The organism is Pelagerythrobacter sp. Soil_C_18 (assembly GCF_057657235.1).
In genome coordinates this window covers 325,207-351,605 of the sequence record NZ_JBDGIU010000001.1, presented here as the reverse complement: position 1 = coordinate 351,605, position 26,399 = coordinate 325,207, and the positions used below count along the sequence as shown (strand labels likewise).

Annotated in this window: 29 protein-coding genes; 7 read left to right on the top strand and 22 right to left on the bottom strand. The window is 68.3% G+C overall.

Features of this window, described 5'->3' with window-relative positions; genetic code table 11:
* Positions 1-48: 48 nt before the first annotated feature.
* From AC3A5N_RS01465 to AC3A5N_RS01445, 5 genes are all read right to left on the bottom strand, one after another.
* The gene (locus AC3A5N_RS01465) at positions 49-591 is read right to left on the bottom strand and encodes a demethoxyubiquinone hydroxylase family protein (RefSeq protein ID WP_487735535.1); all 543 of its coding nucleotides are present in this window, start codon (positions 589-591) and stop codon (positions 49-51) included.
* A gap of 1 nt (position 592) precedes the next feature.
* Positions 593-4,012: a chromosome segregation SMC family protein gene (locus AC3A5N_RS01460; protein WP_487735534.1), complete on the bottom strand. Its 3,420-nt coding sequence runs from the start codon at positions 4,010-4,012 to the stop codon at positions 593-595.
* Positions 4,013-4,046: 34 nt separating this feature from the next.
* Entirely contained in the window at positions 4,047-4,799 is a 753-nt protein-coding gene (locus AC3A5N_RS01455) for a thioredoxin domain-containing protein (protein ID WP_487735533.1), read from the bottom strand.
* Between the two features lie 113 nt (positions 4,800-4,912).
* Positions 4,913-5,590 carry a thioredoxin domain-containing protein gene (locus AC3A5N_RS01450; RefSeq protein WP_487735532.1) on the bottom strand — a complete coding sequence of 226 codons (678 nt, stop codon included), beginning with the start codon at positions 5,588-5,590 and terminating at the stop codon, positions 4,913-4,915.
* Positions 5,587-6,135 carry a DUF721 domain-containing protein gene (locus AC3A5N_RS01445; RefSeq protein WP_487735531.1) on the bottom strand — a complete coding sequence of 183 codons (549 nt, stop codon included), beginning with the start codon at positions 6,133-6,135 and terminating at the stop codon, positions 5,587-5,589. Before AC3A5N_RS01445 ends, AC3A5N_RS01450 begins: the two co-directional genes overlap by 4 nt.
* Positions 6,136-6,164: 29 nt before the next feature.
* Here AC3A5N_RS01445 and AC3A5N_RS01440 point away from each other — a divergent pair, with 29 nt between their 5' ends.
* Positions 6,165-7,199, top strand: a complete 1,035-nt coding sequence (locus AC3A5N_RS01440) for an A/G-specific adenine glycosylase (RefSeq protein ID WP_487735530.1) — start codon at positions 6,165-6,167, stop codon at positions 7,197-7,199.
* A gap of 80 nt (positions 7,200-7,279) precedes the next feature.
* Here the strand turns inward: AC3A5N_RS01440 and AC3A5N_RS01435 are convergent, their stop codons facing one another.
* A complete protein-coding gene (locus AC3A5N_RS01435; protein ID WP_203110112.1) occupies positions 7,280-7,501 on the bottom strand; it encodes a hypothetical protein in 222 nt (73 codons plus the stop codon).
* 100 nt (positions 7,502-7,601) lie between these two features.
* On the opposite strand from AC3A5N_RS01435, the gene AC3A5N_RS01430 reads away from it, so the two are divergent.
* Genes AC3A5N_RS01430 through AC3A5N_RS01420 form a run of 3 tightly spaced genes read left to right on the top strand, consistent with a single transcriptional unit; the run spans position 7,602 to position 10,461 of the window.
* Positions 7,602-8,918 (top strand): serine hydrolase domain-containing protein, encoded by a 1,317-nt coding sequence (locus tag AC3A5N_RS01430; protein ID WP_487735529.1) that lies wholly within the window; start codon positions 7,602-7,604, stop codon positions 8,916-8,918.
* Positions 8,915-9,790: an NAD(+) diphosphatase gene (gene nudC, locus AC3A5N_RS01425; RefSeq protein ID WP_487735528.1), complete on the top strand. Its 876-nt coding sequence runs from the start codon at positions 8,915-8,917 to the stop codon at positions 9,788-9,790. The genes AC3A5N_RS01430 and nudC overlap by 4 nt, the downstream gene beginning before the upstream one ends.
* Positions 9,787-10,461, top strand: coding sequence for a DsbA family oxidoreductase (locus AC3A5N_RS01420; protein WP_487735527.1), 675 nt, complete (start codon positions 9,787-9,789; stop codon positions 10,459-10,461). The genes nudC and AC3A5N_RS01420 overlap by 4 nt, the downstream gene beginning before the upstream one ends.
* Positions 10,462-10,473: 12 nt before the next feature.
* Here the strand turns inward: AC3A5N_RS01420 and AC3A5N_RS01415 are convergent, their stop codons facing one another.
* The 4 genes from AC3A5N_RS01415 to mgtE all read right to left on the bottom strand — a co-directional run bounded on the left by AC3A5N_RS01415 (position 10,474) and on the right by mgtE (position 14,531).
* Complete coding sequence (locus tag AC3A5N_RS01415; protein ID WP_487735526.1) at positions 10,474-10,719, bottom strand: hypothetical protein; 246 nt, start codon at positions 10,717-10,719, stop codon at positions 10,474-10,476.
* Between the two features lie 57 nt (positions 10,720-10,776).
* Positions 10,777-12,543 (bottom strand): methyl-accepting chemotaxis protein, encoded by a 1,767-nt coding sequence (locus AC3A5N_RS01410; RefSeq protein WP_487735525.1) that lies wholly within the window; start codon positions 12,541-12,543, stop codon positions 10,777-10,779.
* A 95-nt stretch (positions 12,544-12,638) separates the two neighbouring features.
* Complete coding sequence (locus AC3A5N_RS01405; RefSeq protein WP_487735524.1) at positions 12,639-13,034, bottom strand: DUF1489 family protein; 396 nt, start codon at positions 13,032-13,034, stop codon at positions 12,639-12,641.
* Positions 13,035-13,070: 36 nt separating this feature from the next.
* Entirely contained in the window at positions 13,071-14,531 is a 1,461-nt protein-coding gene (gene mgtE / locus AC3A5N_RS01400) for a magnesium transporter (protein ID WP_487735523.1), read from the bottom strand.
* 105 nt (positions 14,532-14,636) lie between these two features.
* Here mgtE and AC3A5N_RS01395 point away from each other — a divergent pair, with 105 nt between their 5' ends.
* Positions 14,637-15,101 (top strand): peptidylprolyl isomerase, encoded by a 465-nt coding sequence (locus AC3A5N_RS01395; RefSeq protein WP_487735522.1) that lies wholly within the window; start codon positions 14,637-14,639, stop codon positions 15,099-15,101.
* A 5-nt stretch (positions 15,102-15,106) separates the two neighbouring features.
* On the top strand, positions 15,107-16,015 hold the full coding sequence (locus AC3A5N_RS01390) for an alpha/beta hydrolase family protein (protein ID WP_487735521.1): 909 nt from the start codon (positions 15,107-15,109) through the stop codon (positions 16,013-16,015).
* A 9-nt stretch (positions 16,016-16,024) separates the two neighbouring features.
* Here the strand turns inward: AC3A5N_RS01390 and AC3A5N_RS01385 are convergent, their stop codons facing one another.
* The 4 genes from AC3A5N_RS01385 to AC3A5N_RS01370 all read right to left on the bottom strand — a co-directional run bounded on the left by AC3A5N_RS01385 (position 16,025) and on the right by AC3A5N_RS01370 (position 19,521).
* Positions 16,025-16,915, bottom strand: a complete 891-nt coding sequence (locus AC3A5N_RS01385) for a LysR substrate-binding domain-containing protein (protein ID WP_487735520.1) — start codon at positions 16,913-16,915, stop codon at positions 16,025-16,027.
* Complete coding sequence (locus AC3A5N_RS01380; RefSeq protein WP_487735519.1) at positions 16,915-17,829, bottom strand: hemolysin family protein; 915 nt, start codon at positions 17,827-17,829, stop codon at positions 16,915-16,917. Before AC3A5N_RS01380 ends, AC3A5N_RS01385 begins: the two co-directional genes overlap by 1 nt.
* Before the next feature lie 11 nt (positions 17,830-17,840).
* Positions 17,841-18,338 (bottom strand): rRNA maturation RNase YbeY, encoded by a 498-nt coding sequence (gene ybeY, locus AC3A5N_RS01375; protein WP_487735518.1) that lies wholly within the window; start codon positions 18,336-18,338, stop codon positions 17,841-17,843.
* Between the two features lie 154 nt (positions 18,339-18,492).
* Positions 18,493-19,521 carry a PhoH family protein gene (locus AC3A5N_RS01370; RefSeq protein WP_487735517.1) on the bottom strand — a complete coding sequence of 343 codons (1,029 nt, stop codon included), beginning with the start codon at positions 19,519-19,521 and terminating at the stop codon, positions 18,493-18,495.
* A 177-nt stretch (positions 19,522-19,698) separates the two neighbouring features.
* On the opposite strand from AC3A5N_RS01370, the gene AC3A5N_RS01365 reads away from it, so the two are divergent.
* Complete coding sequence (locus AC3A5N_RS01365) at positions 19,699-20,613, top strand: hypothetical protein (protein WP_487735516.1); 915 nt, start codon at positions 19,699-19,701, stop codon at positions 20,611-20,613.
* On the opposite strand, the gene miaB is transcribed toward AC3A5N_RS01365, so the two are convergent.
* The 8 genes from miaB to AC3A5N_RS01325 form a co-directional block, all read right to left on the bottom strand.
* Positions 20,580-21,938 carry a tRNA (N6-isopentenyl adenosine(37)-C2)-methylthiotransferase MiaB gene (gene miaB, locus AC3A5N_RS01360; protein ID WP_487735515.1) on the bottom strand — a complete coding sequence of 453 codons (1,359 nt, stop codon included), beginning with the start codon at positions 21,936-21,938 and terminating at the stop codon, positions 20,580-20,582. The two genes, AC3A5N_RS01365 and miaB, sit on opposite strands and share 34 nt — an antisense overlap.
* 50 nt (positions 21,939-21,988) lie before the next feature.
* Complete coding sequence (locus tag AC3A5N_RS01355) at positions 21,989-22,840, bottom strand: lysophospholipid acyltransferase family protein (RefSeq protein WP_487735514.1); 852 nt, start codon at positions 22,838-22,840, stop codon at positions 21,989-21,991.
* Positions 22,840-23,271: a Fur family transcriptional regulator gene (locus AC3A5N_RS01350; RefSeq protein WP_487735513.1), complete on the bottom strand. Its 432-nt coding sequence runs from the start codon at positions 23,269-23,271 to the stop codon at positions 22,840-22,842. The genes AC3A5N_RS01355 and AC3A5N_RS01350 overlap by 1 nt, the downstream gene beginning before the upstream one ends.
* A 76-nt stretch (positions 23,272-23,347) precedes the next feature.
* Positions 23,348-23,788, bottom strand: coding sequence for a Ros/MucR family transcriptional regulator (locus AC3A5N_RS01345; RefSeq protein WP_487736302.1), 441 nt, complete (start codon positions 23,786-23,788; stop codon positions 23,348-23,350).
* Positions 23,789-23,938: 150 nt separating this feature from the next.
* Positions 23,939-24,394 (bottom strand): ribosomal protein S18-alanine N-acetyltransferase, encoded by a 456-nt coding sequence (rimI, locus tag AC3A5N_RS01340; protein ID WP_487735512.1) that lies wholly within the window; start codon positions 24,392-24,394, stop codon positions 23,939-23,941.
* Complete coding sequence (gene tsaB / locus AC3A5N_RS01335; protein WP_487735511.1) at positions 24,391-25,002, bottom strand: tRNA (adenosine(37)-N6)-threonylcarbamoyltransferase complex dimerization subunit type 1 TsaB; 612 nt, start codon at positions 25,000-25,002, stop codon at positions 24,391-24,393. Before tsaB ends, rimI begins: the two co-directional genes overlap by 4 nt.
* A gap of 114 nt (positions 25,003-25,116) precedes the next feature.
* Positions 25,117-25,725 (bottom strand): malonic semialdehyde reductase, encoded by a 609-nt coding sequence (locus AC3A5N_RS01330; protein ID WP_487735510.1) that lies wholly within the window; start codon positions 25,723-25,725, stop codon positions 25,117-25,119.
* 24 nt (positions 25,726-25,749) lie between these two features.
* Positions 25,750-26,328: a NifU family protein gene (locus AC3A5N_RS01325; RefSeq protein ID WP_487735509.1), complete on the bottom strand. Its 579-nt coding sequence runs from the start codon at positions 26,326-26,328 to the stop codon at positions 25,750-25,752.
* Positions 26,329-26,399 lie beyond the last annotated feature (71 nt).

The window sequence follows — 26,399 nt, the reverse complement described above, 5'->3', positions numbered from 1 at the left end:
GCTGGGGCGGGCTGCCTATTGGCGCGCGCGAGCCACCGGGACGACAATTTAGAGCTTCATCCCGAGCCAGATCACCGCCTCTGTCGAAACCGTAACAACCGGATCGATAAGACGCGCGGCGAGTGAGTGCTCGTGCACCCGATTGCGCGCCAGATCATGATGCTGTTCCTCATCCGCGATGATTTCACGGATGGCGCGGACCGCTGGAATGTCCGTCACCTCCAGTTCCGAAACCTGCTCTTGGAGGTGGCGCAGAACCACCCGTTCGACGGCCACCGTCGTTGCCACAATTGCCTGTCGTCCAATCAGGCCCGTGAGAATGCCCAGGACGAACCCACCGAGCCCACAAAGATGGAAGCTCCTGCATCGCGATTTGCCGCGGGACTTGAGCTCGGCGTCAAAAATACTTCTGTGCCTGCGTTCGTGTGCAAGGAAATGGTCAAGCTCTTCAACCAGATCCGGCGCTCGCCAGCGTGCAACCCAGCGTTGGGCCGTGTAGATCGAAACAGCCCCGTGCTCCCCGGCATGATCGACCTTTACAACGCGGTCGCCAATGGTCTCGCCGGGTCTCAGGCGTGCGGAGAGCGCCACTCTACTCCGCCGCCAGCAGTTCTTCCGCGCTGCCGAGGTCGACGCTGACGAGGCGGCTGATGCCTTTTTCGATCATGGTCACACCGAACAGGCGGTGCATGCGGCTCATGGTCACGGCGTTGTGGGTGACGATGAGGTAGCGGGTGGCGGTTTCCTTCACCATCGCGTCGAGCAGGTCGCAGAAGCGGTCGATATTGGCGTCGTCCAGCGGCGCGTCGACTTCGTCGAGCACGCAGATCGGGGCGGGGTTGGTGAGGAACAGCGCGAAGATCAGCGCGATCGCGGTCAGCGCCTGCTCGCCGCCGGAAAGCAGGGTGAGCGACTGCAGCCGCTTGCCCGGCGGCTGGGCGTAGATCTCGAGGCCCGCCTCCAGAGGATCGTCGCTGTCGACCAGCGCGAGATGCGCCTGCCCGCCTTCGAACAGCCGCGTGAACAGACGGCGGAAGTGGGTATCGACCTGCTCGAACGCGGCGCGCAGCCGTTCGCGGCCCTCGCGGTTGAGATTGCCGATCGAGCCGCGCAGGCGGTTGACGGCTTCGGCGAGCTCGGCCTGCTCGGCGGCGCTGCTGCCGTGCTCCTCCTCGATCCGGGCAAGCTCGTCGGCGGCGACGAGGTTGACCGGCCCGATCCGCTCGCGGCTGGCGACGAGACGGTCCATTTCCTCGGATTCCGCCGCGGAATTGCCGACCGCGTCCTCGTCGAAGGCGAACCGACCGGCGAGCAGCGGGGGAGGGCACTGGAAACGTTCACCCGATATGCGGGCCATCTCGCCGCGCCGGGCTTCCTCGTTCTCCGCGCGTGCGGCAAGACCGGCACGGGTCTCGCGTGCGGTGGCAAGCGCCTCGTTGGATTCGGCGAAGGCGCGGTCGGCGGCGTCGGAGGCGCTCTGCGCCCCGGCGACCGCCGCCTCCGCTTCCGCCAGAGCCTTGCCGAGCCGCTCGCGGACCGCATCGCCCTGCTCGATCTCGCGCATCAGCCCTTCGGGCTTGGCCGCGACGACCGCGCGTTCCTCCGCAATCTCCTCGAACCGCCGCTCCATGCCGGAAAGCCGCTGCGCCGCCTCGCCAGAACGGGCCTGCCAGTTGGCCATGTCGCTGCGCTGCGCCGCTGCCCGCTCGCGCGCCACGGCGAGCCCCTGGTCGTGCGCGGCGAGCTCGGCCGCGGCGGCCTGCTGCGCCGATTTCGCCGCCTCGTTCTTGGCCCGGGCCGCTTCGAGCGTGGCGCGCCCGGTGGCGGGATCGGGGAGGGCGGCCTTGCGCTCCCTGGCCGCGTTCAGCTCCGCCTCCGCCTGGGAGCGCTGCTCGGCCAGCTCGCCTGCGGCCCGGTCGAGCTCGGCAAGCCGTGCCGCCAGCCGTTCGCGCGCCGCTTCGGCCTGGTCGAGCGCGCGCAGCGCCTGCCGCTCGGTCTCGCTCGCCGCGGCGATTCCGCGTTCGGCGGCGACGAGCGCGCGCTGGAGCTCCGCCAGTTCCTCCTGCGCTGCGGCTTGCGCGGCCTCGGCGTTCTGGACCGCAGCGCGCAGCGCGGGCAGCTCGCTTTCGAGATCGGCGAAGCGGTTCTCCGCTTCCAGCCGCGCCGCTTCCGCCGCGCCTTCGCCGCGCGCGACGAAACCGTCCCACCGCCGCAAGTGACCGCCGGCGGTCACCAGCCATTCGCCGGGGCCGAGCGCGCGCCCGTCGTCGGCTCCCACGACGTGCACCAGCGCGAGCCGCGCGGCGAGTTCGGGCGGGCAATCGGGCACGTGCGCGGCGAGACTGTCCGGCACCGGCGCCGGCGCCGCGCCGCCGGTCCAGAACCGCCCGTCGCCGTCGGCAGCGCCCAGCGGCGCCTTGGCATCGCGCCCGAGAACCGCCGCCAGCGCGCGTTCGTAGCCTTTCGCCGCGCGCACCTTGTCGAGCGCCGCGGGCCGGCCCTTGCGTCCGGCCATCTGCCGCTCGCGCGCCTCCCGGTCGCGCTTGAGCGCGCTCCATTCGCGTTCGACGCCCGCGATCTCGGCGCGCGCGGAGGCGAGCGCGCTCGCCGCCTCGTCCCGCGCGGTCTGGAGCGCATCCTTGCGGGCGCGTTCGCTTTCCAATTCCTCGCGCAACCGCGCCAGTTCGCGCGCCGCGCCCTCCGCTGCCGCCTTGGCTTCGGCGACAGCGAGATCAGGATCGCCGGCCTCCGACAGCGCGCGGCGGGTGTCCTCCTGCCGGCGCGCCTCGGCATCGAGCCGGGCAAGCCGCGCCTCCGCCTGCTCGATCGCGGCTTCGGCCACGCGCCATTCGGCTTCGACCCCGGCGTGATCGGCGGTCGCCTTGGCCAGCGCCAGCTCGGCCGCGCGGCCGGCGCGCTCGCTGTTCTCCAGCCGCGAGACGAGGGCGGGGCGGTGCGCCTCGTCATCGGCCAGCGCCTTCTCGTTGGCCTCCAGCTCCTTCTCCAGCCGCGCGAGCGCCTCGGCGGCATCGCGCGTCAGCCGGTCGGCCTCGCTGCGGTCCTCCTCCAGCCGGGCCTTCTGGCGGTCGAGATCGGCAAGCCGTTGCTCGGCCGCTTCGAGCTGGCTGGTCAGTGCCGCCATCCGGTGGCCGTGCGCGCTGGCATCGTCGCGCCGGTCGGCAAGTTCGTCGCGCGCTTCGGCAAGCGCCTTGGCGGCCGCGTGCTGCGCCTTCTGCGCCGCATCTGCCGCTTCCTTGGACGCCGCGACCCGCTCCTCGGCCGCCTTGGCCTCTGCGCGTGCCGCCTCGGCCGCCGCCGCCGCATCGCGCCAGCGCGCGAACAGCAGCCGCGCCTCGGCCACGCGGATCTCGTCGGACAGCTTGGTATAGCGCTCGGCCTGCTTGGCCTGCCGCCGGAGCGAGGCGATCTGCGAGTCGAGACCCGCCATCAGGTCTTCCAGCCGCGCGAGATTGGCTTCGGTCTGCCGCAGCTTGCTCTCGGCGTCGCGCCGGCGGACGTGGAGGCCGGCAATACCCGCCGCTTCCTCCAGCATCTGGCGCCGCTCGGTCGGCTTGGCGGCGATCACTTGCGCGATCTTGCCCTGGCTGACCAGCGCCGGGCTGTGCGCGCCGGTCGCGGCATCCGCGAAAGTGAGCGAGACGTCCTTCGCGCGCACGTCGCGACCGTTGAGGCGGTAGGCGCTCCCCGCGCCGCGCTCGATCCTGCGCAGGACTTCCAGCTCGCTCCCGTCGTCAGCCTGGGCCTGGAGCACGACCTCGGCGAAGTCGCGCGGCGGCCGGCTGGCGGTGCCGGCGAAGATCACGTCCTCCATCCCGCCCGAGCGCATGGACTTGGGCGAATTCTCGCCCATGACCCAGCGGATCGCTTCGAGCAGGTTGGACTTGCCGCAGCCGTTGGGGCCGACCACCCCGGTCAGCCCGGGCTCGATGTTCAGCGTCGCAGGCTCGACGAAGCTCTTGAAACCGCTGAGCTTGAGCCGCCTGATCTGCATCGCCGTTTGCCGAGCCCCCCTCCCGCTCGGCGCCCTATCTGGCGCCGGCGGCCTGGAGCATCGGCTCCAGCGTCGACCAGCTCTGCGTGCCGACGTTGCGGCCGTTGATGAAGAAAGTCGGCGTGCCGGTGACGTTCAGTTCGGTCGACTGGGTCTCCGAATTGGTGGCGATCGTCTCCATCGCCTTCGGATCGGCGAGGCACTGGCGCGCCTGATCGCGGCTGAGCCCGCGTGCGGCGAAGAAGTCGTAGAAGCCGGCGACGTCGGCGAAGGCGGCGAAGCGCTGCTCGGGCGGCAGCGACATGGCCTGCTGCACCGCGGCCTGATTGTCGAACACCGGCTGGAGCACGGTCTGGAGGTTGGCCCAGACCTGTTCCGACAGCGGGTGGTAGGCTTCGTTCGCGCCGCAGCGCACGAGCCGCGCCAGCACGAGATCGTGCGGCCCGTGGATCTGGTTGCGCAGCTCGTAGCTGACCACGCCGGTGCTGATGTACTTCTCCTTCAGCGGCTCGATCCCTTCCTGTGCGAACGCCGCGCAGGCGGGGCAGGTGAGCGAGGCGTATTCCATCAGCTTGATCGGTGCGTCGGGATTGCCGAGAAGATAACCGTCGGCCTCCGTCACCTGCACCATGTCGAGCCACTGGGTTCCCGCAGGCGCCTCGACCGGATCGACCGGGTCGCCGGCGGGTGCCTCACCTTCGGCGGCGGGTTCCGAACCGCATGCGGCGAGGCCGAGCGCGAGCGGCGCGGCGAGGGTGGCAAGGGCGATCTGGCGAAGCGACATCATGGCAGGTCCTGTCCTTTGCGGAATTGGTCGAGGCTAGTCGAAGCCAGCCGGGTGGTGAAGCACGGGAGGGGGCTTTCCACAGCTTGTCGGCCGAGAAAACCCCCGCAAACCCCCTAAAAACGCGCGGCGAGCTGCGGGGAGAGCATCGACCAGTCGTGCGTGCCGGCCAGCGTGACCCCGTCGAGCACGAAGCTGGGCGTGCCGGTGATCTGGTATTTCTCGCTCGCGGCCTGGCTGCTGACGATCAGCGCGCGGGCCTCCGCATCGCTGGCGAGGCAGCGGTCGATCTCGACCCGGCTGTATCCGCGGCTTTCCATCAGGCGGTAGAAGCCGAGGTCGGAGGCGATCGCGCGGCGGCGCGCGGCCTGGCTGCCGCTTTCCCACCGTGCGCGCTGCGCGGCGGTGGCGTCGGCATAGCGGCCGAGCCACTTGTCCTGCTCGCTCATGAACAGCGTGTGGTTGCGCAGGAATTTCGCTGGCGCGCCGCAGCTCGTCAGCATCGTCGCGACGAGATCGGCCGAATTGCGGATCATCGGCTGGATCTGCAGCTCGATCCGCCCCGGGCCGACATAGGCGAGTTGCAGCGGAGCCTCGCCCTCGGTGGTGAAATGCGCGCAGTGCGGGCAGGTGTAGCTGACGAAGGCGATCAGCTCGACTTTCGCGTCGGGATTGCCGATGCGATGCGCGCCGTCGGCCTCGACCACGGTGGTGTTCCAGTTGCCGGAATTGCCGAGCGTGAAGGCCGCCGCGATGGCGAGTGCCCCGGCTTTCGCGAAACGCGCGAGTGTCATTGCCCCTGTCCCTCCTTCGTTCCTAGGCTGCGCGCGAGCGATTCGAGCACCGTGCGCAGTTCCGGATCGCCGATATCGCGCAAGCTGTCGCCCAGTTCCATCGGGATCGGCTTCAGCGACGGCGGCGCCTTGGCCCGCGTTTCAGCAGCGGGCGGCTTAACCTCGCCTTGCCGCAGCTTCACGCGCGCGACTGCCTTGTAGCCGAAGAAGCGGTTCACCCGGTCCATGATCTCGGGGATGACGTGCTGGATGAGCGGCGCATGCGCAGGGACGACGACGAGCTGCAGGATGCCGTCGCTCTTCTCGCCCGGGGGGAAGCGGATCGCCTCCGGCGCGCAGACCCGCGCGTGGTGGTCGCCGACGATCTCGGGCCAGCGCGTGACGACGCTCGACTGGACGAAGCCGAAGCGGCGGAAGGCCGTGCGGCCGATCTGCGGCATCAGGTCCGCGATCTGGCGTGCGGGGCCGCCGCGCGGGCGCTCGTAGGCGCGGCCGGCGGTGCGCTTGGCGGCGCGTTTCGGTTTCGGCGGTGTGTCCCGTTCCATTGCCCGAGAGGCCATGCCATAGGCCGCACGTGACCGCCAGCGGGGAGAATGTCGCGAGCCTGCTGCTCGCCTGGTACGATGCCCATGCGCGCGACCTGCCGTGGCGCGCGCGGCCCGGCGATCCGGCGCCCGATCCGTACCGCGTCTGGCTGTCGGAAGTCATGCTGCAGCAGACCACGGTCGCGGCGGTGAAGCCCTACTTCGCCGCGTTCACGCGCCGCTGGCCGACGGTCGAGGCGCTCGCCGCCGCGCCGGAGGAGGAGGTCATGGCCGCCTGGGCGGGCCTCGGATACTATTCGCGGGCGCGCAATCTGGTGAAGTGCGCGCGGGCCGTCGCCGGGCGTAGCGGGTTTCCCGCGACCGAGGGGGAGCTGCGCGAGCTGCCGGGGCTGGGCGACTACACCGCCGCCGCGGTCGCCGCGATTGCCTTCGGGCGGCGCGCCGTAGTGGTCGATGCCAATGTCGAGCGCGTGGTGGCGCGGCTGTTCGCGATCGCCGAGCCGCTGCCCGGCGCGCGCAAGCTCATCCGCGCGCGGGCGGATGCGGTCACGCCCGAGCAGCGCGCCGGCGATTTCGCGCAGGCCATGATGGACCTCGGCGCCACGATCTGCACCGCGCGCGATCCGCGCTGCCTGCTGTGCCCCGTCTCCGCCTCATGCGAAGCGCGCAGGAGCGGGGAGCCCGCGCGCTTTCCGGTCAAGGCGCCGAAGAAGGCCAAGCCGCAGCGCACCGGCGCCGTCTGGTGGATCGCGCGGGAGGGGCGCGTGTGGCTCGTCCGCCGGCCCGGCAGCGGCATGCTCGGGGGCATGCGCGCGCTGCCCGACGATGGCTGGTCGGCCAAAGCTGATGGGAATGGAGAGCCGCCGCTTGCGGGCGAGTGGCGCGAGGTGGGCGCGGTGCGGCATGGCTTCACGCACTTCAATCTCGACCTGCGGGTGATGGTGCTTGGTGGCGCCAGGGAGCCGCCGGGCGAGGGCGAATGGTGGCCGGTGGCGGAGCTGGAAGCCGCCGGCCTGCCGACCTTGTTCGCGAAGGCGGCGCGCAGGGCGCTGGCAGCCGCGTGAGTCCCCGCGAAGGCGGGGACCTCGTGCCGTTGGCGCTTCGCTACTGGCCTGAGGTCCCCGCCTTCGCGGGGACTCGGGCGTCAGATAAATCCGCCGCCGAGCATCAGCCGCACGACCGCGATCGCGAACACGATCAGGCAGAAGTTGCGCCCGCCGTTCGAGGACGACAGCGCGCCGAGGCCGATGCCGATCACCGCCACGGGCAGAGCGAACCAGTTGCCCCAGCCGAGGAAGGGGATGGTCGAAGGGATCACGATCACCAGCGCGACGATCCCGGCGAGGATGGAAAGCAGGTTGAGCATGTGTTCTATATGGGCAACACAGCGCGGCCGTGCAAGGGCAATTGACCGTTCATCGCCGATGCCCCAAACCCGCAACGCATTGCAAAAGAGGACCGTTCGCATGGGATCGAGGACGATGGAGGGAGCGGCCATGTCGCGCCGTGCGCTGTTGCGGGGCGGGGCGTTTCTCGGGGCAGGCGCGGCGCTCGGAACCTTGCCGCTGGGTCGCGCGGCGCTGGCGCAGGCGGGATACTGGCCGTCGGTGGCCGCCTTCGCCGAGCGCTACGTGAGCGAGCGCAAGGTCGCCAACATGGTCGCGGCGCTCGGCTGGGGGCAGCGCGCGCCGGACGTGATCGCCCACGGCACGCTCGCCATCGGGCAGGCCGTGCCCGCCGGGATCGACAGCCTCTACCGCATCTATTCGATGACCAAGCCGATCACCGGCATGGCGACCATGCTGCTGATCGAGGACGACAAGCTCGAACTCGACCAGCCGCTCGCCGAGATCCTGCCCGCGTTCGCGGACATGCAGGTGCAGAAGACCTACGACGGATCGATCAGCGATCTCGAGCCGGCGGAGCGGCCGATCACGATCCGCCACCTGCTCACGCACACCGCCGGGCTCGGCTACTCGATCATCCAGAAGGGGCCGATCAGGGTTGCCTACGAGCGCGCCGGCGTGGTGCCGGGGCAGGTGACGCGGCTGCCGCTGGGCGAGATGTTCGGCCGCGGCACGCCCGCGCCGAGCCTGACGGTCTTTGCCGACAACCTCGCGAAGCTGCCGCTCGTCGCGCAGCCGGGGACGCGCTGGAGCTATTCGGTCGCGCTCGACCTGCTCGGCCGCGTGATCGAAGTCGTCTCGGGCCGGCCCTTCGACGCTTTCCTGAAGGAGCGGCTGTTCGACCCGCTCGGGATGACGAGCACCTGGTTCCAGGTGCCGGCGAGCGAGGTCGGGCGGCTGACGACGAACTACGGTCTGATGAACGGGCGGCCGCTGCCGCTCGATCCGGCGCGCGCCTCGGTCTACCTCGGTCCGCCCGCGTTCCCGTTCGGCGGGGCCGGGCTCGTCAGCAGCCCGCGCGATTACGACCGCTTCCTGCGAATGCTGGTCGGGTACGGCGAACTCGGCGGCGAGCGTGTGATGAGCGAAGCGGCGGTGCGCCTCGGAACCTCCAACCTCCTGCCCGAAGGCGTGAGCACCGCCGGCACGCTGGCGGCCGGGGCCGGTTTCGGCGCGGGCGGCCGTGTCGGACTGGGCGAGCAGGCCGGCACGTATGGCTGGGGCGGTGCGGCGGGCACGATCGCGTTTGCCGACCTGAAGCGCGGCCTTCGCGCCGGTCTGTTCACGCAGTACATGCCGGCCGACGCGCTGCCGATCCAGAGCGAGTTCCCGCTGGCCGTCGCCGCCGACCTCAAGGCGATGGCATCGGCCGGATGACCGCGCGACCGCTGGCCTTTACCGGTTGCCGCGTCGAGCGGGCGGATCACGTCCGCGCCGATCCGGAGGCGCTGGCCGGGCACATGACCTGGCGCGCGCGGCTGCTCGCGCTCGAAGGCATGATGCCGGCGGTGGACGACGAAGGGCGGCTCGCATGGCGCACGCTCGCCGATGCCGCGGAGGATGCGGAGCTCGTGTTCCTCGGCCTGCACGAAGGGCGCGGCTGCTTTGCGGCTGTCCCGGCGCAAGGCGACGCCGCGCCGCGGATGGCGAACCCTCAGCTCTGGTCGCTGATGGCGACGCTCGCGCCGGAGGAACTGGCGCTTTACGGCGGCGCACGCAGCCTGATCGACTGGCACGCCCGGCACCGCTTCTGCGCCACTTGCGGCGGGCAGACGAAGCTCGCCAAGGGCGGCTGGCAGCGCAACTGCGAAAGCTGCGGCGCGCAGCACTTCCCGCGCACCGATCCGGTCACGATCATGCTGGTGGAGCACGAGGGCCGGTTGATGCTCGGCCGCGGGCTCGGCTGGCCGGAAGGGCGCTTCTCCGCGCTCGCCGGGTTCGTCGAGCCGGGCGAGAGCATCGAGGAGGCGGTGGCGCGCGAAGTGTTCGAGGAATCCGGCGTGCGTGTGCGCGACGTGACTTACGTCGCCAGCCAGCCCTGGCCGTTCCCGAGCCAGCTCATGATCGGCTGTCACTCCCACGCGGATGACGACAAGCTGACGATCGACGCCACCGAAATGGCCGAGGTCCGCTGGTTCACTCGCGAGGACGTGGCCGCCGCACTGGCCGGCTCCGACGAAGCCTCTTTCACCGCACCTCCGCCGCATGCGATCGCGCATCACCTGATCCAGTGGTGGCTCGAGCAATGACTCGCCTGTCGATCGACGTCTGGTCCGATGTCATGTGCCCCTGGTGCCTGATCGGCTGGGGCCAGCTCTCGCATGCCCTGGCCGAGTTGGAGGGGGAGATCGAGGCCGAGGTGCGCTGGCGCCCGTTCGAACTCAATCCCGACATGCCACCCGAAGGCGAGGACCAGCAGGCGCACCTCCGCCGCAAGTACGGGCGCAGCGAAGCCGAGATGCGCGACACGCGCGAGCGCATGCGGGACATCGCGCGCGACGCGGGCGTCTCGCTCGACTACGCGGGGGAGGGCGAAGCGCCGCCGGCGATGATGTGGAACACGTTCGAGGCGCACAGGCTCCTGGCCTGGACGCTCGACAGCGAAGGGCCCGCGAAGCAGACCGAGCTCAAGCTCGCGCTGTTCCGCGCGCACTTCAACGCGCGGCGGCGGATCGGCGAGCGCCCGGTGCTGCTCGACATCGCGGAAGAATGCGGGCTGGACCGCGCAGCCATCGCGGCCGCGCTCGACGACGAGGTACTCGCCGCGAGGGTCCGGGCCGAGGAGCGGCAGGCGCTGGACATGAACATCACCGGCGTGCCGGCGATGGTGGTCGAGGGACGCTTCCTGATCCCCGGAGCGCAGCAGCCGGAGACCTACGTCACGGCCCTTCGCCGGGTGGCGGAGCGATCGCAGCGCTGACCGCGGGCAGGCTTAGTCCTGCTGCCCTTTCTTGATCGCATCCATGGTCTTGCGGCCCTTGGCCTCGTCCTGCTCCGGATTGTCGGAGCCGACCGCGCGCTCGCGATCCGCGGGATCGGTCGCGCGATTGAGCTCGGCGCGCTTGCCGACGTTGCGGTTGACTTCGCCCCCCGATGAATTCGACTGCGGCGGGGTCGGCTCCTCCGTCAGCTCGTCGATCAGATCGTTGTCCGGGTGGCGCGATTGGCGTTCTGTCATCGAAGTTCTCCTCGCCCGATCAACGGAGGAGACGGCGCCCGCGTTCCGCAGACCGTCCTACGTCTGCCGCACGTAGGCGAGGAAGTCCTCCACCTGCCCACGCAGGGTTTCCGCCTGCCGGTGCAGCTCGTCCGCCGAGCTCAGGACCTGCTCGGCCGACTGGTCGGTGGTCCGCACCATGCCGCGCACCCGGTCGATACTGACCCGCACGCGGTTCGTGCCATTCGCCGCGAGATCGAGGCTCTGCGCCAGCTCGCGGCTGGCGACGCCCTGCTCGTCGACCGCTTCCGCGATCGTTCGGGCGTTGTTTTCCACGTTGCGCACGTGCTCGCCGATCCCGCGCAGGGCGAGGATGTTGGCATGGCTGGCGCGCTGGACGGCCGCGATCTGGCCTTCGATCTCCTCGGTCGATTCGCGGGTCCGCTTGGCGAGTTCCTTGATCTCGTTGGCGACGACCGCGAAGCCGGCGCCGACCGGGCCGGCGCGGCTCGCCTCGATCGTGGCATTGAGCGCGAGAATGTTGGTCTGCTCCGCGATCGCGTGGATCAGGCTCACGATCTCGCCGATCTGCGTCGCGGCGCCGGCGAGTTCGTCCGTGGTCGCGTCGACCGCCTCGACCGAGGCAAGCGAGTGGCGCGCCCGTTCGGCGGAGCTCGCGGCCTGATCGCCGATCTCGCGGACCGAGGATGCGAACTGGTCGCCGGTCGCGGCAGCCATGGCGACGCCGCGGTTGGTCTCGTCCATCGAGCCGGCGACCTGGTCCACGTGCGCCGCTGCCTGTTCGGCGGACTGCGCCATTTCGCCGGCGGTCGTCTGGAGCTGCTTGGACGCGGCGCCGATCCCGCCGACGACTTCGCCGACGGTCTGCTCAAAACGTGTTGCAAGGTCGCGCAGCAGGGCCGCCTGGCGGTCGCGGGCGGCGAGCTTCTCTTCCGAGCGGCGCGCGGCATCCTCCTGCAGCTTGGCGAGTTCACGGGCGCTCTGCCGGAACACCGTGAGCGCGCGCGCCATTTCGCCGATCTCGTCGCTCCGCGCGGTGCCGGGGATGGTAACGGACTGGTCGCCGGCGGCGAGCGCGGTCATCGAGGCGGTGATCTCACGGATCGCGGCCGCGACCTGCCGCACCATGAAGCCCGCGCCGATCAGTGCGAGCACGACGCAGCCGGCGATCAGGCCGACGATCACGGCCGAGAGGGTGCGGTTGAGGTCGGCCAGATCCGCACGCGCATCGCGCGTCCGGGCGGCGAGCGTCGCCTCGACCTCGCGCGCCTGCCCCGCCAGCAGCTCGCCGCTCACGTCGATCGCGTCGGCGAGCGCGACCGCGCTGGGCGAAGGGCCGTAAGCGGCGATCGAGCTCTCCAGCGCGTCGAGCTCGGCCTCGAAGCCGTCGACCTGCACGTCGAGCCAGGCGATCGCTTCCATGCTCTCGGGATCGATGTTGGCCGCGCCGTCGCGCGTTTCGACGAGGCGGTGGCGCGCGCCGGCCAGAGTCTCGCGTGCGCGGGCGATCTCGCTCGGATCGCCGGTGACGGCATAGCGCGACGAGTAGTAGCGGCTTTCCGCGATCGCCGTGGTGAGCTCCGATGCGGCCAGCGACCCGCCGGCGAAGACGGAGGCCTCGTCGTTGCGGACCGTCAACTGGTAGAAGGCCGCGCCGAGCACCACGCCGAGCGCCAGCAACAGGGCGACGAAGAACAGCGCGAACAGGCGGATGCGCCCCGCGATCGTGCCGGTAGCGCGGGCCCATAATGCGCGTGGGCCGTCGAAGGCGGGCAGGCGCCTGCGGCCTGCGTCCGCAGTCCAGCGACCGGTGGTTTCGAGCAAACTGACGTCCCCCTGTGCGACCAGCCGATGCGGCCGGAGCGGGGCGGATGGACGGCGATCTTTTCCGCAGTGTGACGCCGGCGTTAACTAATCGGTCAGACCAGCCCGAGCCGGATCAGCCGGTTCATCATCTTGCCCGGCAGCACGTCGCCCGCATCCTCGCCTTCGGGGAGGTCCCGCGGCGCATCGGCATCGGCGAGATAGCGCCAGCCCTGATGGGCGCGTTTGGGGCGCGGGTCGACCCGGATCAGCTTCGGCGCGAGTCGGATCGTCCAGCGCCCGTCGTCCTTGCGCTTCTCGAAGCCGAGGATCTCGCTGCGCGCGACCAGCGCGTGGTCCATGATCCAGAAGAGCGAGCCGCCGACCATCTCCTCGTGCCGCTTGGGCAGATAACGCGTGGTCATGTGCGCCTCCGCACCGTGCTCGACCCACTCGCGCAAGCTGTCGAGGCTCTTCGAGCGGTAGGCGATCTTGGTCATGTGGAGCGGCATGGCAATGGAGATAGGCGCAATTGCCGCCCGCGCAACTCAGCCGACCAGTCCGCTCCACACCGCAAGACCGAGGAAGGCGAAGAAACCCATCGAATCGGTGATCATCGTGACGAAGACGGAACTCGCCACCGCCGGGTCCTGCTTCAGCCGGTCGAAGATCACCGGCACCAGCACCCCCGCGAGCCCTGCCACGACGATGTTGATCACCATCGCCGCGGCGATCACCACGCCGAGCATGGGCATGAAGATGATCCCGGTGGCGATCCCGATCAACACCGCGATCGTCACCCCGTTGAGCACGGCGACGCGCATTTCGCGCCACAGGATGCGGCCGGTGTTGGCTTGGGTGAGCTGGTTCATCGCGATCGCGCGCACGGCCACCGCCATCGTCTGCGTGCCCGCATTGCCGCCGATGCTGGCGACGATCGGCATGAGCACGGCCAGCGCGACGAGCTGCTCGATCGCGGCGCCGAACATGGCGATGATCAGGCTCGCGATCAGCGCGGTGCCGAGATTGGCGATCAGCCAGCGCACGCGCGCGGTATAGGCGTCGCGGATCGGCTCGTTGATGTCGCCGTCGCCCGCGCCGGAGAGCAGCAGCACGTCCTCGCCCGCTTCTTCGGAGATGATGTGGACCACGTCGTCGACCGTCATCTGGCCGACCAGCCGCCCGTTCTCGTCGACCACCGCGGCCGAGATCAGCGCGTACTTCTGGAACATCAGCGCGACTTCTTCCTGGTCCATCGTGACCGGGATCAGCGTCTGGTCGCGCTTCATCACGTCGGTCAGCGCCACGCTGCGCGGTGTGCGCAGGATCCAGCTCAGTGCGCAGGTGCCGACCGGATGGTGCGCGTGGTCGACCACGTAGACTTCCCAGAAATCGTTCGTCAGGTCGCCTTCCTCGCGCAGGAAGTCGATCAGGTCGCCGACGGTCATGTGCTCGGGCACCGCCACGAAATCGCGGCTCATCAGGCGCCCGGCGGTCTCCTCCGGATAGGAGAGCGCGCTTTCGATTGCGGCGCGGTCCTCCGCATCCATCGCGGCGAGGACGGCGCGCTGCTCCTCCGGCCCCAGATCCTCGATGAGCTGGACCGCGTCGTCGGTCTCGAGCTGTTCGGCGATGGCGGCGACCGCGCCCGCGGGCAACGCCTCCAGCATGTCGTCGCGGACGTAGTCGTTGAGCTCGGCGATGACTTCCGAGCTCATCAGGTCGGTGATCGCGGCGGTAAGCTCGCGCCGTTCGTCGCGCTCCAGCAGCTCGAGAAGGTCGGCGATGTCGGCGGGGTGAAGCGGTTCGACGAGGTCGTAGACCGCGCCCTTGTCGCCGTCCTCCAGCGCGTCGCGCACCGAGCGGATATAGTCCGGCTTCAGCCGGTTTTCCTCGTCGTGGCGTTCGTCATCGAGGCGGTCGTCGGGGCGCGCGCCGTCTTCCCCCGAGCCGCCAGCAAGCGGCGGATCGGTCGGCCTGATCTCGTCCTCGCGCGTCTCGTCCGCCATGCGCCCGCTCTACGGCCCGAGCGCGCAAAAGCAAGCGCGCGCCGGGGTGACTTTGCGTCGTGAGTGCCTATACCGGCGCGAACACGAATTAGGAGACACGATTCCATGGCCGACCAGACGCTCACCCTCACACTCGAGACCGGTAATGGGGAGGGTGGCGACGTCGTGATCAAGCTGCGGCCCGATCTCGCGCCCGGCCATGTCGAGCGGATCACGGAACTCGCCAAGGAGGGCTTCTACGATGGCGTCGTGTTCCACCGCGTGATCCCCGGCTTCATGGCGCAGGGCGGCGACCCGACGGGCACCGGCATGAGCGGCAGCGACAAGCCCGACCTCAAGGCCGAGTTCAATGCCGAGCCGCACGTGCGCGGCACGTGCTCGATGGCGCGCACCCAGGTGCCCGACAGCGCCAACAGCCAGTTCTTCATCTGCTTCGACGACGCCCATTTCCTCGACGGCCAATACACCGTCTGGGGCCAGGTCGAGAGCGGCATGGAGCATGTCGACGCGCTGCCCAAGGGCGAGCCGCCGCGCGAGCCGGGCAAGATCGTCAAGGCGACCGTCGCCTGATTGCCATGGCCCGTGCATTGCGGGCCTGCGTCGGGGCGGGGGCAGCGCTGCTGCTCTCCGCCTGCGCCACTGATCTGACCCAGGCGCGCAGCCCCTGCCTCTACGAGCCGGGCGGCTGGTGCGGCTTCACGCGCGAGCTGGCGGAGGAGAGCTGGCAATACGCGCAGCTCTCCAACAACAGCTACAAGGACAATGAAGAGTTCGCTCACCCGCCGGGCGACTTCGTCCAGGCGGGCGAGCCGCACGAGCTCGAATCGGGCTACGCCTACGTCATCTACGACCGTTACGAGCCGGGCGGCGAGACCGGAGAGCCGAAGCTGGCCGAACGCGTGATCGCCTTCCGCGGCACCGAGATGGACAGCGTTGCCGACTGGGTGCTCGGCAATATCGGCGAGCTTCACAACGACCGCGGGTGGGATACTTACGCGACCCACCGCAAGATGCTGGACGAGCAGGGGCTCGACGCGGTGCCGCTAAGGCTGACCGGCCACTCGCTCGGCGGTGCGATTGCGGCTTATGTGGCTCTGCGCGAGCCGCGCGCCACGTCCTACGCCTTCAACCAGTCGCCGCGCTTCTCGACGCCGGAGCAACCGACCCGCAGCCGGCGCGTCACCGTTTCGGAACGCGGCGAGGCGCTGCGGGGTCTGCCGACCGGCGACAGCGTGTTCCTGCAGGACCGCCTGGTCATCAACTGCCGCCCGAACGGCGCGCCGTGGAAGGATCACTCGGTCCGCAAGCTCGCCGAATGCCTCACCTGGATCGCCGCCTACGGCAATCCCGAGGCGCTCGATTCGATCCGCGAAAACGCCATTCCCAAGCCCGCGGTCGAATGCGGCCCGCCCGACAAGCGGCATCCCGGCGCGACCCCGCCGGAAGGCCTCTGCCGCCACAACACGCGCATCGAAGAGGACTGACTTGCCGCCCTAGAGCTTCGCCTTCACCAGCCAGTCGTGGAACAGCCGTACCGGGCGTTCCTCCAGCGCAGTGGGCTTGCACACGAACCAGTAGCTGTAGGGGCTTTCGACCTCGACGTCGTAGAGGTTGGTCAGGCGGCGGTCGGACGCGCGGCGGAAGTGGTCGTCGTGCATGATCGCGATACCGAGGCCCTGCGCGGCGGCTTCCAGGATCAACTGGCCCGAATCGAAATGATCGATCGCGGCCGGTTCGAGATCGTCGAGCCCGTGCGCGCGCTTCCACGCCTCAAAGCTGGCGGGCAGTTCGGTGTGGATCAGGAAGGTCTGTTTCGAGAGCAGATCCGCATCGGGCGTTTCGCCCAGCGCCTCGGCGACCTCCACGCGGCAGATCGCGTGGACCTTGTTGTAGTCGAGCCGCACCGCATGAAGCGAGCGGTCCGGTCCGCGCGAAAGGATGATCGCGGCGTCGAGCGTGTCGCCGACGCGCGACTCCAGGTGCGGCCCGGTGTCGATGTCGATGTGCAGCCGCGGGTGCAGCTCGCGCAGCTCCGCCAACCGAGGGAACAGGCGCTGACTGCCGAACAGCGGCAGCACGCCCAGGTGAAGGCGCAGCAGCGAGAGATTTTCCGACTGCCCCTCCACCGCGCGCGCCAGCGCTTCGAAATGGGGGCTCACCGCCTCGTAAAAGTGGTGCCCCTCGTCAGTGAGCTGCATCGCCTGCCGTGCGCGGGTGAACAGCTTCTTGCCGACGAATTCCTCGAGATTGCCGATGCGGCGCGAGAGCGCGGAGGGGCTGAGGCCGATCTCGTCGGCCGCCGCGCGGGCGGAGCCGAGGCGGACGGTGCGCATGAACGCTTCCAGCGCGCGCAGGGGCGGAAGGCGACGGGTCGGTTTTGCCATTAGTCGACTGCCGGCGCTTCCTCGGGCGGGTGGAGGCGCAGCCGTGTGACGTGCCTCGCATCGCCGGCGGTCACCTCGATGCACCAGCCGCTCGGGTGCCTGACCACAGTGCCGACCGGCGGCACTTGCTCGGCCAGGATGAACGTCAGGCCGCCCAGCGTATCGACCGACTCCTCGACTTCGGCAAGGCGCGGGTCGACCTGCTTGGCCACATCGTCGAGCTCGGCGCGCGCATCGCAGTCCCACATGCCTTCGCCGATCGGGACGATCCATTGCTCGGGCATCTCGTCATGCTCGTCCTCGATCTCGCCGACGATCTCTTCCACCAGATCCTCGATCGTGATGATCCCGTCGGTGCCCGAGAACTCGTCGAGCACGACCGCGAGGTGCGTGCGCTGCGCGCGCATGTCGGCGAGCACGTCGAGCGCGCCGCGCGCCTGCGGCACATAGAGCGGCTGGCGCATCAGCACGGTCCAGTCGTCCGGCGGCGGCTTGCCTTGCGCGAGGAAGGGGAACACGTCCTTGATGTGGATCATGCCGATCACGTCGTCGAGCGTGTCGCGATAGACCGGCATGCGAGAATGGCCGTTCTCCGAGAAACTGGAGACGAGCTCGTCCCAGCTCCGCGACGCATCGATCGCGATGATCTCGCCGCGGGGAACCGCGATGTCGTCCGCATCGTGCTCCCGGAAATGGAGGATGTTGCGGAGCATCTGCCGTTCGACGGACGAAAGATCGTCGCCGGGCCCGGCCTCCTTTCCGTTGGCGGACTGTTCATCCTCGTGCTCGTCGATCGCTTCTTCGAGCTGCTCGCGCAGCGACCGGTCGCTTTCGCCGTCGAAGAATCTGCGAATGGCGAGCCAAAGCCCGCGTCTACTGTCCGCGTCTCCGGCAGAGTTATCGGAATCGGGCATGGCCCTGGATGTCACTCCTGGTTGTCTCGATCGCCATATGGGTCCGGCAGGCCGAGAAGCGCAAGCGCCTTTATCTCCATGGCCTCCATTGCCTCGGCATCCTGCTCCGAAATCTCGTGATCGTATCCGGCGAGATGGAGCAGGCCATGGACCAGCAGGTGAAGCGCGTGGTTCTCTAGCGGGATGCCTTTTTCCGCCGCTTCCCGCATGCATGTTTCCCACGCGAGCGCGAGATCGCCGAGCATCTCCGGCCCGCCATCCGGCGCGAGGCCGAGCAGTTCCTCGCGCGTCAGCATGGGGAATGAGAGCACGTTGGTCGGCTTGTCCTTCGTGCGCCATTCGCGGTTGAGCGTGCGGACTTCCTCGTCGACGGTGAACAGCACGCTGGCCGTCAGCCGGCCGTTGGCAAGCTCGGGTGCAACTTTCTCTGCCGCCTCGGTCGCGCGATAGGCGAGATCGGCCCAGTCGTAGGAGCTCGGCCAGCCGTCGATTTCGATATCGAGCTCCATCACGCCCGTTCCTCTTCAGAGGAGAGTGACGGGAAGTGGTGGCCCGCCGCAGAGCGGTGCGCGTGCCTCTGGCAGCGCCCCGCTGCGACTAGGCTCGCCGGTGGCTCGCCAAGTCTCGCTGCCCCTCCTCTGAAGAGGAGAGGATTTTGCGCGTTCATGCGTCTTTCCCCTCGTAAGCCTCGACGATCCGCCCCACAATCGGATGGCGCACGACGTCGGCGGAGGTGAAACGGCTGACGGCGATCCCCTCGAGTCCTTCGAGCCGTCCGACGGCATCGGCAAGGCCGCTCATCGTGCCGCCGCCGGGGATGTCGACCTGCTTCGGATCCCCGCACACGACCATGCGGCTGTTCTGCCCGAAGCGGGTCAGAAACATCTTCATCTGCTCGCGCGTGGTGTTCTGCGCTTCGTCGAGGATGACGAACGCGTCGGCCAGCGTCCGCCCGCGCATGAAGGCGATCGGGGCGACCTCGATCACGCCCGAGATCAGGTGCCGCTCGACCTGTTCGGGCGGCATGCAGTCGTAGAGCGCGTCGTAGAGCGGGCGCAGGTAGGGATCGACCTTCTCCTTCATGTCGCCGGGCAGGAAGCCGATCTTCTCCCCCGCCTCGACCGCGGGGCGGCTGAGGATCAGGCGCTGGACGCTGCCGGTGATGAGCTGGCTCACCGCCTGCGCAACGGCGAGGTAGGTCTTGCCCGTGCCTGCAGGGCCGAGCGCGAAGATGAGCTCGTCGCGGGCGAGCTGGCGCATATAGGGTATCTGCCCGGCGCTGCGGGGCACGATCGTCTTGCGCCGGGTGCGGATCATGACCGGCGGGCCGTCGCTCTCGCCCGAGATGATTCCTTCCAGGGTCGGTTCGTTCGACATGGCGATCAGCGATTCGATCGCGCCCGAATCGAGTTCTTCCCCGCGCGCCAGCCGGCCGTACATCGCTTGAAGCACGTCGCGCGCGCGGGCGACCGAATCCTCCGGCCCTTCGAGGAGCACCTTGTCACCGCGCGCCGAGATGAACACGCCGAGGCGGTTCTCCACCTGCACGAGATTCGCGTCGAACTGGCCGAACAGTGGCACGAGTAGCGACTGGTCGTCGAAACTCAGCTCGGCCCTGGCGCGCCTGGTCTCGCGCTGCGGGCTTGGCGGCGGCGAGATGGCCGGATCGGCGCTGTTCGGTCTGCGTCCCATGCAATCCTTTCGTGGTGCGGGGCCGAATCTAGAACGCAACGCGCGGGAGGCAAGCTTGGTGCCTGAACGCAGCGGTGGATTGTTATCGAACTGTATGAACGGGCGACGAAATCAGTAGGTTGTGGTTTGCCAACGCCATGTGGCCTATAGTCGAACAAGTGTGGGAAAGAAGGGATTGTGATGATCGCCTCGGCTTGGAAACAGATGGCGGTGCTTCCGATGCTGATCGCTTGCGGTTCTGCAATCGACGCCAGAGCTCAGAGCAGCCCGCCCTTCGGAGATGAGATCGTAGTCCAGGCAGAGCTGGAGAAAGCCGAACGGCAGGTCGAAGCCTTGACGCGCGAAATCACTCGCAGTCCTCGCACCGACAAGCCGATTTCCAAACGCTACTCCGCCGTCTGCGTGGGAGTCTATGGATTGTCGGCGGATTTCGCGCATGTCCTGAACTCGCGCATTGAGGAAAACGCGCGGACGCTGGGCATTCACGTCCTGGGAGAAGGATGTCAGGTGAACACGCTGGTCGCGTTCACGAACGACAGCCGTGCCGAAATCGAGCGCCTGCGCAAGGCAGAACCGTGGCTCTTCGAAACTCTGCTGGATTATGAGTACGATCGCATTTTGCGCGGCAATGGTGCCGCGCATGCATGGCAAGCCACGCAGGTGAAGGGAGCTGACGGGAGAGAATTCGCGACGGGCGGCATAAACGGCCGTGACGTGCAGCTAAACAGACAAGCGTTCGCGAGCAACATTTCTCAACAGCTCAGGGTTGATATCGAAGGGTCGATTGTCGTCTTTGAAAATGCTCATGTACCGGGCAAGTCGATACAACAACTCGCCGACTACGCAACGATGCGGCTCTTCGCGCCCACCGATGATGTTTCGAACAGCTCACCCGGAGAAATGTCGACCATCCTTTCGCTTTTTGCCGATGGCGGAGATGTTCCAGACGGCCTCACCGCGTTTGACCGAGCCTACCTTGGGGCGCTGTACAAGTTGCCCGCCACCGCGCGAGGCGCAGCGATCCACGATGCGACCTGGGCGGCGTATCGCCAGGGACGCTATGAAATCGCCGGCTCTAGCGACACCGACTGAACAAGGCGGCCCGCAAGCGAGTTGGGGCCGGCTTCGACGAGCTCGGCCTGCACCAGGTCGCCGACCGCCGCATCGCCGTCGAACCAGACCGATTGCAGCCAGGGCGACTTGCCGAGCCACTGACCGGCGTGCTTGCCCTTGCGCTCCACCAGCACTTCGCAGGTCCGGCCGACCGAGGCCTGGTTGAACGCGAGCTGGTGGCGGCTGAGCGCGGCCTGGAGGCGCTGGAGGCGTTCGTCCATGATCTCGCGCGGGATCTGGCCGTCCATTGCCGCGGCCGGCGTGCCGGGGCGGGGGGAATACTTGAAGCTGAACGCCTGCGCGTAACCGACCGCGTCGACAAGGGCGAGGGTGTCCTCGAACTCCGCCTCGGTCTCGCCCGGGAAGCCGACGATGAAATCGCCCGACAGCGCAATGTCCGGCCGCGCCTGGCGGAAACGCTCGAGCAAGCGCAGGTAGCTGTCCGCCGTGTGGCTGCGGTTCATCGCCTTGAGCACGCGGTCGCTGCCCGACTGCACTGGCAGGTGCAGGAACGGCATCAGCTTGTCGATCTCGCCGTGCGCCGCGATCAGCGCATCGTCCATGTCGGCCGGGTGGCTGGTGGTGTAGCGGATGCGGGCCAGCCCATCGATGTCCGCGAGGTCGCGGATCAGGTCTGCGAGTCCGATTGCGCGGCCCCGGTGGTCTTCGCCGCTCCAGGCCGAAACGTTCTGGCCGAGCAGCGTGATCTCGCGCGCGCCAGCCTCGACCAGTCGCTGCGCTTCGGCCACAAGGTCGCTGTAAGGGCGGGAGATTTCGGCGCCGCGGGTATAGGGCACGACGCAGTAGGTGCAGAACTTGTCGCACCCTTCCTGGACGGTGAGGAAGGCCGCCGGCGGGCTCTTGCGGCGCTGGGGCAGCGCGTCGAACTTGGCGATCGGGGGCATGTCCGTATCGGTCGCGCGCTCGCCGCGCACGGCCTTGTCGAGCATTTCCGGCAGGCGGTGATAGGCCTGGGGACCGACGACCATCGACACCGCCGGGGCGCGGGCCATGATCTCCTCGCCTTCCGCCTGCGCGACACAGCCGGCGACCGCGATCAGCGGCTTCTTGCCCGCCTGCTCGCCCGACTTCACCAGACGGCCGATGTCCGAATAGACCTTCTCCGCCGCCTTCTCGCGAATGTGGCAGGTGTTGAGCACGACGAGGTCCGCGTCCTCGCCGTCCGGGGCGGGCACGATGCCCTTGTCGGCCAGCAGTTCGGCCATGCGCTCGCCATCGTAGACGTTCATCTGGCAGCCGAAGCTCTTGACCCGGTAGGTCTTCGGAGGGGCACTCTGTCGCATGGCGCGCGCCTATAGCGGACGCGGGCGCGGTTTGGAACTCATGAGTCGGGTCAGCTATCGACCGGCGCGTTGTAGCGCACGGGCACGACATCGTGGCGGAATTCGCGCAGCGGCTTGCCGAGCGCGGTCAGCAGCGCCGCCTCGATCGCGGCACGGGCCCGCGCGCCGATTGCCTTACGGCCGCGAAACTCCTCGGGGCTGAACGGCTCGAGGAAATGCAGGCGCACGCGGAAGCTACCCTTGCGCGCGAGGATGCGGCGTGCGTTGTGCAGGCCGCTTTCCTCGCCGATCCAGCCGATCTCCTCGGCCACGGCGCCATAGTCGACGAGCACCGGCTGGACGAGCACGCCGGGAGGCGGCGGTTCGAGCACGCTCAGCATGCTGGTCTTGAACGGGAGGAGCGACTGGCCGTCGGTCGTGGTCCCCTCGGGAAAGACAGTCACGGACCAGTTGTCCTGCAGCGCCTCGCGCAGGGCGTTGATCTGCTCCGCCACGCCGAGGCGGTTCTCGCGCTTGACGAAAACCGTGCGGTTGAGCCGGCACAGCCAGCCGACCGCCGGCACTTCGCTGAGCTCATGCTTGGCGACGAACGCCGTGCCGCTCGCGCCCGCGAGCGAGAGGATGTCGAGCCAGGAGACATGGTTGGCGATGAAGAAAACGTCGCGGCGCAGCGGCACGCCGATCCTCTCCACGCGCGCGCCCGCGATGCGCGCGGTGAGCCCGAGGAACCACATCGGGAACGGCGAGCCGTAAGCGAAGAGGCGATAGAGGAAATGCAGCGGCAGGAAGGCCGCGAGGAGCAGGAGGATCACAAGGGCACGAAAGGCCAGCCGAAGATGACCTGCGAAGGACAGCGGCGCACTTTCCCCGCGCGCCACGGCCTCGCGCAGCGCCGGATCCATCAGCCGGGCTTGTCGCCGCGATCGAGCCTGACGCCGTAGAGTTCCATCCGGTGATCGACCAGGCGATAGCCCAGGCGCTCGGCAATCACTTTCTGCAGCGCCTCCAGCTCCGGGTCGACGAATTCGACCACGTTGCCGCTCTCGACGTCGATCAGGTGATCGTGATGCGCCTCGGGCGCCGCTTCGTAACGGGCGCGGCCGTCGCCGAAGTCGTGGCGGTCGAGGATGCCCGCTTCCTCGAACAGGCGCACGGTGCGGTAGACCGTGGCGATGGAGATCTTGGGATCGATCGCGGAGGCGCGATGATGGAGCTGCTCCACGTCGGGGTGATCCTCGCTTTCCGACAGGACACGGGCGATCACGCGCCGCTGCTCGGTGATGCGCAGGCCGCGGTCGGCGCAGAGTTGCTCGAGATCGATCCGCTGGGACAAGAGGGCACCTTAATAGTAGAAACGCCCCGCACCCTTAACGGTGCAGGGCGTTCTGCTCAAGCGTGAGGTGCCGCGCTCAGTCGGTCTTCTTGCGGCGCCCGCGCTTCTGACCGGGCTTGCGGCCGAGGCCGATCTTCTTGGCGAGATCGCGGCGAGTCTCAGCGTAATCGGGCGCGACCATCGGATAGTCGGCACCGAGGTTCCAGCGCTGGCGATACTCGTCCACCGACATGCCGTGCTCGGTCATCAGGTGGCGTTTGAGCATCTTCATCTTCTTGCCGCAGTCGAGACAGACGATGTGGTCCTTCTTGACCGACGAGCGAAGCGAAACCGCAGGTTCCGGCGTGGGTTCTTCTTGGGCGGCATCGACACCGAGGCCTGCGAGTGCGCCGTAAACGTTGCCGATGAGCGTCGACACTTCGTCGACGGCCACGCTGTTGTTGCTCACGTGAGCCGCGACAATGTCGGACGTCAACGTGATCAACGTTTCCGTCATGTCAAATTCTTGCTGTTCCATATTACCTCGGTGGCGACGTTTTGTCATTGATGTAAATGTTATAAATCGCGAGCCACTGCTCGCTGCTCGTTTCATGGACGAGGAAGATAAATATTTCAATACTCGTGAATTGCGAACGTATATCAATCGTGTGCGCTTCAGACCTCCGCGTTATAAATCGCGGGCGAACGTAATCGCATCGAGAAATTGCCCTGACGGCAAGCGGTAATACGCCTTGCGAAGGCCGATCGGGGCGAAGCCCATCCGGCGATAAAGTGAAGCGGCCGGGTTATTATCGCGCATTTCCAGAAACATGCGCTCGGCGCCCCGGCCCCGCGCCTCGGCGAAGGCGCGCGTGAGGAGCGCACGGCCGATGCCGCCTCCTCGCAGGTGAGGCCGCACCCCGATCAGCAGCAGTTCCTCTTCCCCGGGGGCGAAGCGGGTCAACGCAAAACCTGCCGCGTCGCTTTCCGCCTCGAGCGGTTCGCCATCTGCGCCCGCAAGGAGATAATGCGTATGCGGCAGTGTCAGGGAATCCGACACCTGGCGGCGGTTCCATGCTTCCGCCCAGGCCGGGTCGAATGCGACATCCATGACTTCCATGATCCGGTCGAGATCGTCCTTCATGCGGAAGGTCTCGCATCGGGAGGGCGCCCGTAGATCGGCCGCGGATCGGCAGAGAGGAGGGAGGCGGGGACGTGCAGTGCAAGGCGCGCGTCGGGATGGAGCGGAAGCGCGCGGCCGTTTCCGCGCCGGGCCACGAGCGCTTCCGCCTGGGTCCCGCCGACCAACGATGCGCCGATCGCGCGCACGGCTTCATCGGGCGGGAGCGAGCGGACGTCGGCTTCGGGCAGCCCGTCGCGGCCGAACGGCTGCACGAACCACTCGCCGTGCCCGCCCGTGGTGCAGACGCCGACCGGTTCCCCGGCATGCTCGGCCTGCATCACGGCTGCGATCAGCGCGAGCGTCGGATAGCCGGTGACCTGCGCGCGCCAAGCGTAGCCGAGCGCGCGGGCGGTCGCGAGACCGATGCGTACGCCGGTGAAGCTGCCCGGGCCGAGTGAGACGAGAATGCGGCCGGCGCGCCCGCGGTCGGGCAGCGCGGCGATCATCGGCACCAGCCGCTCGGCATGGCCGCGGCCGAGCACGCGATGATCGTGCGCTACCGGTTTCTCGTCCTCGAACAGCGCGACCGAGCAAGCCTCGGTCGCGCATTCGATCGCCAGCGTCCGCATGTTTCGCGCTCAATCCTTCCCGTCACCGCGGGCGACCTGTCCGCGCGGCTTCAGGCTGCGGGTTCGCAATGACGGGAGGAGCCGTCAAGCGCGGAGGGCGCTGACGAGCGAAAATCAGGCGATGACGTTGAACCTGTCGAAGTCGGGCCGCGGGCTGCGGTCGAAGATCGTCGAGGCATCGCCATAGCCGATGCCGCAGATGAAGTTGCTGCGCACGCGCGGCTGATCGGCGAAGAATGCCTTGTCGACCGCTGCATTGTCGAACCCCGACATCGGCCCGCAGTCGAGCCCGAGGGCGCGGGCCGCGAACATCAGATAGGCCCCCTGCAACGAGGAATTACGGAACGCGCCTTCCTTGCGCCCGGCCTCGTCGCCTTCGAACCAGCTCTTCGCGTCGGTGTGGGGGAAGAGCCACGGCAGATGCTCATGGAAATCGAGATCGTAGCCTATGATCGCGACGACCGGTGCGGTTTCTATCTTCTTCTTGTTTCCGTCCATCGCCAGGGCAGAAAGCTTCTGCTTCGCTTCGGCGGACTTCGCCCAGACGATCCGCGCGGGCTGCATGTTGGCCGAGGTCGGCCCCATCTTCATCAGCTCGTAGATCGCATGGATCTGTTCGTCCGACACCGGCTTGTCGAGCCAGCCGTTATAGCTGCGCGCCTCGTGAAAAAGCTGGTCGAGCGCGTCGGCCGACAGGACGTTGTCGTGAAACTGCTTGGTCATCGAAACTCCACCGAAGTTGGAAAATCAGGCCGCGCGGACTTCGACGACCTCGGGCACGTAGTGCTTCAGAAGGCCCTCGATCCCGTGCTTGAGCGTCGCGGTCGAGCTCGGGCAGCCGGAACAGGCGCCCTGGAGCTGGAGATAGACGACGCCGTCGCGGAAGCCGCGGTACTGGATGTCGCCGCCGTCGCCGGCGACCGCAGGGCGCACGCGGGTTTCGAGCAGATCGTTGATCTGCGCCACGATGTCTGCGTCTTCCGGGTCTTCCTCCACCAGCATCTCGCTTTCGCCCGGCACCGCGATACCGCTCGCATCGCCGCCCGCGAACAGGGGGGCTTCGGAGATGAAATGGTCGAGCAGGATGGAGACGACCTGCGGCTTGAGCGAAGACCACTCCACGCCCGGCGCCGCCGTGACCGACACGAAGTCGGCGCCGAAGAACACGTTGGTGACTTCGCCGGTGTCGAAGATCGCCTGCGCCAGCGGGCTCGCCTCGGCCGCTTCGGGGCTGGCGAATTCACGCGTGCCGGAGGGCATCACCTGCCGCCCGGGCAGGAACTTCAGGCTCGCGGGGTTCGGCGTCGTTTCGGTCTCGATGAACATGCCAGAGATGTAGGGTCGGCGGGCACGCCGGGCAAGGGCCGCACGCATTCACTATCCCTTCATCGCGGGGC